This is a genomic window from Mucilaginibacter sp. P1_A3 (assembly GCF_056406855.1).
In genome coordinates this window covers 1-6119 of the sequence record NZ_JBFTZJ010000029.1, presented here as the reverse complement: position 1 = coordinate 6119, position 6119 = coordinate 1, and the positions used below count along the sequence as shown (strand labels likewise).

The 6119-nt window shown below is 47.0% G+C and carries 1 protein-coding gene, 2 tRNA genes and 3 rRNA genes; all 6 read right to left on the bottom strand.

Annotated features, from left to right (window positions below; all coding sequences use genetic code 11):
* Positions 1–80, bottom strand: a 5S ribosomal RNA gene (rrf, locus tag AC1D0K_RS30630); the annotation flags it as partial.
* A 206-nt stretch (positions 81–286) separates the two neighbouring features.
* Positions 287–3166 (bottom strand): 23S ribosomal RNA (locus tag AC1D0K_RS30625).
* A gap of 279 nt (positions 3167–3445) precedes the next feature.
* A tRNA-Ala gene (locus AC1D0K_RS30620) sits at positions 3446–3522 on the bottom strand.
* A gap of 92 nt (positions 3523–3614) precedes the next feature.
* Positions 3615–3689, bottom strand: a tRNA-Ile gene (locus tag AC1D0K_RS30615).
* Positions 3690–4013: 324 nt separating this feature from the next.
* Positions 4014–5535: ribosomal RNA gene (locus tag AC1D0K_RS30610) — 16S ribosomal RNA — on the bottom strand.
* A 380-nt stretch (positions 5536–5915) separates the two neighbouring features.
* Positions 5916–6119 (bottom strand): hypothetical protein (locus AC1D0K_RS30605; protein WP_477463153.1); only part of this gene is annotated, 204 nt, incomplete at its 5' end.

The following is a 6119-nucleotide window of genomic DNA, read 5'->3' as shown; positions in this document are numbered from 1 at the left end:
CGCAGTACCATCGGCTCTGGCGGGCTTGACTTCTCTGTTCGGAATGGGAAGAGGTAGACACCGCCGATATAGGCACCTGAATTTCTTTTGAGCTAAAAGCTCAAGGCTAAAAGCATAAAGCTTTTTTGCCAATTCATTATTTGTTTGCTGCTCCGCTTTCGGCTTTACGCCTTTAGCTCTCAGCTAAACAATGACATATTATTGAAAGAAGTTCTTGATCAAAGAAAACAACAGTATTAGTTTTTGTTCGGGATGGATACGAATACCCATCCCATTATTACCTGCTATGAGAAAGCTTCGGGCAATTAGTATCACTCGGCTATGATGTCACCACCTTTATACCTATGACCTATCAACGTAGTAGTCTCCTACGACCCTCAATGGAAGTCTCATCTTGTGGCTAGTTTCGCACTTAGATGCTTTCAGCGCTTATCTATTCCCAACGTAGCTACTCTGCAATACAGCTGGCGCCATAACAGATTCACCAGAGGTTAGTCCAACCCGGTCCTCTCGTACTAAGGTCAGCCCCACTCAAACTTCCTGCGCCCACAACAGATAGGGACCGAACTGTCTCGCGACGTTCTGAACCCAGCTCGCGTGCCACTTTAATGAGCGAACAGCTCAACCCTTGGGACCTTCTCCAGCCCCAGGATGTGACGAGCCGACATCGAGGTGCCAAACCTCCCCGTCGATATGAGCTCTTGGGGGAGATCAGCCTGTTATCCCCAGCGTACCTTTTATCCTTTGAGCGATGGCCCTTCCATGCAGAACCACCGGATCACTATATCCGTCTTTCGACCCTGCTCGGCTTGTCTGCCTCACAGTCAAGCAAGCTTATGCTATTGCACTCCACGTACGGTTACCAAGCGTACTGAGCTTACCTTTGAAAGCCTCCGTTACCTTTTTGGAGGCGACCACCCCAGTCAAACTACCCGCCAAACAATGTCCTCCACATTGCAGAGTTAGACACCAGATACAAAAAGGGTGGTATTTCAACGTTGACTAACTGACTCCTAGCGAAGCCAGATCACAGTCTCCCACCTATCCTACACATCCTGTATCCGATATCAATGTTAAGTTGTAGTGAAGGTGCATGGGGTCTTTCCGTCCCGTTGCGGGTAACCGGCGTCTTCACCGATACCACAATTTCACCGAGCTCATGGCTGAGACAGCGCCCAGATCGTTACACCATTCGTGCAGGTCGGAACTTACCCGACAAGGAATTTCGCTACCTTAGGACCGTTATAGTTACGGCCGCCGTTTACCGGGGCTTCGATTCAATGCTTCGAATTGCTCCTAACATCCCCTCTTAACCTTCCGGCACCGGGCAGGTGTCAGGCCATATACGTCATCTTTCGATTTTGCATAGCCATGTGTTTTTGTTAAACAGTCGCCTGGGCCTTTTCACTGCGGCTGGCATTGCTACCAGCGCCCCTTCTCCCGAAGTTACAGGGCCATTTTGCCGAGTTCCTTAGCCATGATTCACTCGAGCACCTTAGGATTCTCTCCTCGACTACCTGTGTCGGTTTACGGTACGGGTTTTTATAACCTGAAGCTTAGCGGGTTTTCTTGGAAGTCTGATTACCTGAACTATTACCGCCTCCGAAGATTTGGTATACTATCAGCTTTCAGCATGGTCTGCGTACTTAACTACAGTCCATATACCTACGGCCTTTAACGAACTATTCCGTCAGTTCGCGTCAGTGTCACTACTCCGTCACCGCATCGCAGTTATAAAAAGTACTGGAATATTAACCAGTTGTCCATCGGCTACGCCCTTCGGCTTCACCTTAGGCCCCGACTAACCCTGATCCGATTAGCGTTGATCAGGAAACCTTAGTCTTTCGGTGGGCGGGTTTCTCTCCCGCCTTATCGTTACTTATGCCTACATTTGCTTTTCTATAACCTCCACAGTCGGTTGTCCCTCCTGCTTCGCCGGCATATAGAATGCTCCCCTACCAGATACATTGCTGTAAATCCATAGCTTCGGTATACTGCTTGATGCCCGTTTATTATCCATGCCCGATCGCTCGACTAGTGAGCTGTTACGCACTCTTTAAATGAATGGCTGCTTCCAAGCCAACATCCTAGCTGTCTATGCAATCGGACCTCGTTAGTTCAACTTAGCAGTAATTTGGGGACCTTAGCTGATGGTCTGGGTTCTTTCCCTCTCGGCCCTGGACCTTAGCACCCAGAGCCTCACTCCAGCGTATATTAATAAGCATTCGGAGTTTATCTGGATTTGGTAGGATTTGACTCCCCCGCACCCAATTAGTAGCTCTACCTCTTATTAACTCAACCGCCAGGCTGTTCCTAAAAACATTTCGGGGAGTACGAGCTATTTCCCAGTTTGATTAGCCTTTCACCCCTACCCACAAGTCATCCGGAAACTTTTCAACGTTTATCGGTTCGGTCCTCCAGTACCTGTTACGGCACCTTCAACCTGCCCATGGGTAGATCACAAGGTTTCGCGTCTACCTCCCCTGACTATACGCCCTATTCAGACTCGCTTTCGCTTCGGATCCGTGTCTTAAACACTTAACCTTGCCAGGAAAGAGTAACTCGTAGGCTCATTATGCAAAAGGCACGCCGTCACGGAACAAGTCCGCTCCGACCGCTTGTAAGTACACGGTTTCAGGTTCTATTTCACTCCCCTGTTCGGGGTTCTTTTCACCTTTCCCTCACGGTACTGGTTCACTATCGGTCTCTCAGGAGTATTTAGCCTTACCGGATGGTGCCGGCAGATTCCCACAAGGCGTCTCCGACCTCGCGGTACTCAGGATTCCACTATCCTATCATTACTTACCCGTACGCAGCTCTCATGCTCTATGGCCGGGTTTCCCACCCCGTTCCGGTTCATTTTGATATTCATATTGTGGTCCTACAACCCCAATTATGCCGTAACATAATTGGTTTGGGCTTTTTCCCTTTCGCTCGCCACTACTCAGGAAATCATTATTATTTTCTCTTCCTCTGCTTACTTAGATGTTTCAGTTCAGCAGGTTTGCGCATATTTGCGACTAGTCTTCAACTAGCCAGGTTTCCCCATTCAGAAATCTACGGATCAATTCATATTTGCTGATCCCCGTAGCTTATCGCAGCTTATCACGTCTTTCATCGCCTCTGAGAGCCAAGGCATCCCCCGTGTACCCTTTCTTACTTTCTTCTACTATACCGCCTTTTGCCCGGTATGTATGCTTTTGATTCTTGTTGTAATTCAGTATCAAGTAGCTAGTATCAAGTATCAAGACCGAAGCCCTTCCTCTTTTTACCTTTTTCCTTGAACTTCAGTCTACAACTGTCCTCTATACTGTTGTCTTCTTTTTTTCAATTACTTCTTCCAATATGTCAAAGAACGTTTTGCAGAAAAGAGTCAAGATATCAGAGTCAAGAGTTAAGACTACTGTCCTGGTTCTTGATTCTTGCTTCTTGCTTCTTCCTAGCATGGTGGAGAATAACGGATTCGAACCGTTGACCCCCTGCGTGCAAGGCAGGTGCTCTAGCCAGCTGAGCTAATCCCCCTAAAGATTATCGTATTTAGTAGTTAGTATCATGTATCAAGACTTTTCTCTTATCTTGCTACTATATACTTGCTACCTGATACTCACCTTTCGTAGTCCCGAGCAGATTTGAACTGCTGACCCCTACATTATCAGTGTAGTGCTCTAACCAAACTGAGCTACAGGACTTTTTTTCAGTTTGCAGTACTTAGTTTGCAGTTTGCTTCATAGTTAGCTCTTGTTGCCAACTGCTAACTGCATTACTGCCCACTGTGAACTGCCTACCGTATCCTTCGCTCGCCTTTTGGCTTCGCTCCACATCGATGGCTTCATCTTTTGGGTTTTCCTTTTGTGTGTTTAATTATTGAATGACTGAATTACTGAAGGAATGATTTAATGTATGGTATCAACCACTCACTTAATCAACCAATCAAACCCAATCAACCAATTTTAAGAAATAATCATGTAGGTAACTTGTTACAATATCTTCAGTCGATTTTGATACTGCTCCAGAAAGGAGGTATTCCAGCCACACCTTCCGGTACGGCTACCTTGTTACGACTTAGCCCCAGTTACCGACTTTACCCTAGGACGCTCCTTACGGTTACGCACTTCAGGCACTTCCAGCTTCCATGGCTTGACGGGCGGTGTGTACAAGGCCCGGGAACGTATTCACCGCGTCATTGCTGATACGCGATTACTAGCGAATCCAACTTCACGGGGTCGAGTTGCAGACCCCGATCCGAACTGTGAATGGCTTTGAGAGATTGGCATCCTGTTGCCAGGTAGCAGCCCTCTGTACCATCCATTGTAGCACGTGTGTAGCCCCGGACGTAAGGGCCATGATGACTTGACGTCGTCCCCTCCTTCCTCTCTATTTGCATAGGCAGTCTGTTTAGAGTCCCCACCTTTACGTGCTGGCAACTAAACATAGGGGTTGCGCTCGTTGCGGGACTTAACCCAACACCTCACGGCACGAGCTGACGACAGCCATGCAGCACCTAGTTTCGTGTCCCGAAGGACTAGAGCGTCTCTGCTCTATTCACTAACTTTCAAGCCCGGGTAAGGTTCCTCGCGTATCATCGAATTAAACCACATGCTCCTCCGCTTGTGCGGGCCCCCGTCAATTCCTTTGAGTTTCACCCTTGCGGGCGTACTCCCCAGGTGGAATACTTAACGCTTTCGCTTAGACGCTGACCGTATATCGCCAACATCGAGTATTCATCGTTTAGGGCGTGGACTACCAGGGTATCTAATCCTGTTTGATCCCCACGCTTTCGTGCCTCAGTGTCAATTAAACCATAGTAAGCTGCCTTCGCAATTGGTGTTCTGTGACATATCTATGCATTTCACCGCTACTTGTCACATTCCGCCTACCTCTAGTTCATTCAAGCTCTTCAGTATCAAAGGCACTGCGATAGTTAAGCTACCGTCTTTCACCCCTGACTTAAAAAGCCACCTACGCACCCTTTAAACCCAATAAATCCGGATAACGCTTGGATCCTCCGTATTACCGCGGCTGCTGGCACGGAGTTAGCCGATCCTTATTCTTACCGTACATTCAGCTTGATTCACGAATCAAGGTTTATTCCGGTACAAAAGCAGTTTACAACCCGTAGGGCAGTCTTCCTGCACGCGGCATGGCTGGTTCAGGCTTCCGCCCATTGACCAATATTCCTTACTGCTGCCTCCCGTAGGAGTCTGGTCCGTGTCTCAGTACCAGTGTGGGGGGTCATCCTCTCAGATCCCCTAAACATCGTAGCCTTGGTAAGCCTTTACCTTACCAACTAGCTAATGTTCCGCATGCCCATCTTGTTCCTATAAATATTTGATCACATTGCAATGCTGCATCATGATGTTATGCGGTCTTAATCTCTCTTTCGAGAGGCTATCCCCCTGAACAAGGTAGGTTACATACGTGTTACGCACCCGTGCGCCACTCTCAAGGAAAGCAAGCTCTCCTATCCCGTCCGACTTGCATGTATTAGGCCTGCCGCTAGCGTTCATCCTGAGCCAGGATCAAACTCTCCATTGTAAAATGTTTTGTTTGTTCACTGACCCTATTATTAATAATAGAATCTGTATATAAYTATATCTTTATACAGTATCTCTCTTCTTTTGTTATCATAACTCCTCCGCTCCTGCTTTCGGCTTTACGCCTTCCGCTTTTCGCTTTAGTGTTACTCTACATGATTTTCTATTTCTTAAAAGAACTTTCTCGCTTCATCATCCGAATCCGCTATATGTTTTGGAGGTTTTAACACCTCTTAACTTTTCATTTTTATTGGCTAAAATCGCTTTAGCTTTCTTTACTTCTTTTCCTCTTTCAAGGACCCTTCCGTTTGGGTCTGCAAAGGTAGAAACCTTTTCCGCTTTTCCAAAACCTTTTTCGCTTTTATTTTTTCAAGCGCTTTTTCAGTTTTCAATCCCCTTTTCCTTCTCTCTTTTCTCTCTCAGCGGCGGGGTGCAAAAGTAGCAAACTTTTTGACTTTCCGAAAATTTATCTGATCTTTTTTTGAAGCTATCTTCTTCTCGCTTTCCCTCTTCCTGCTTCAAAAACCCTCTTCTTAACCTTTCTAAGAACAATCCCCGCTTCCTCGTTTGCGGGCTGCAAAGGTA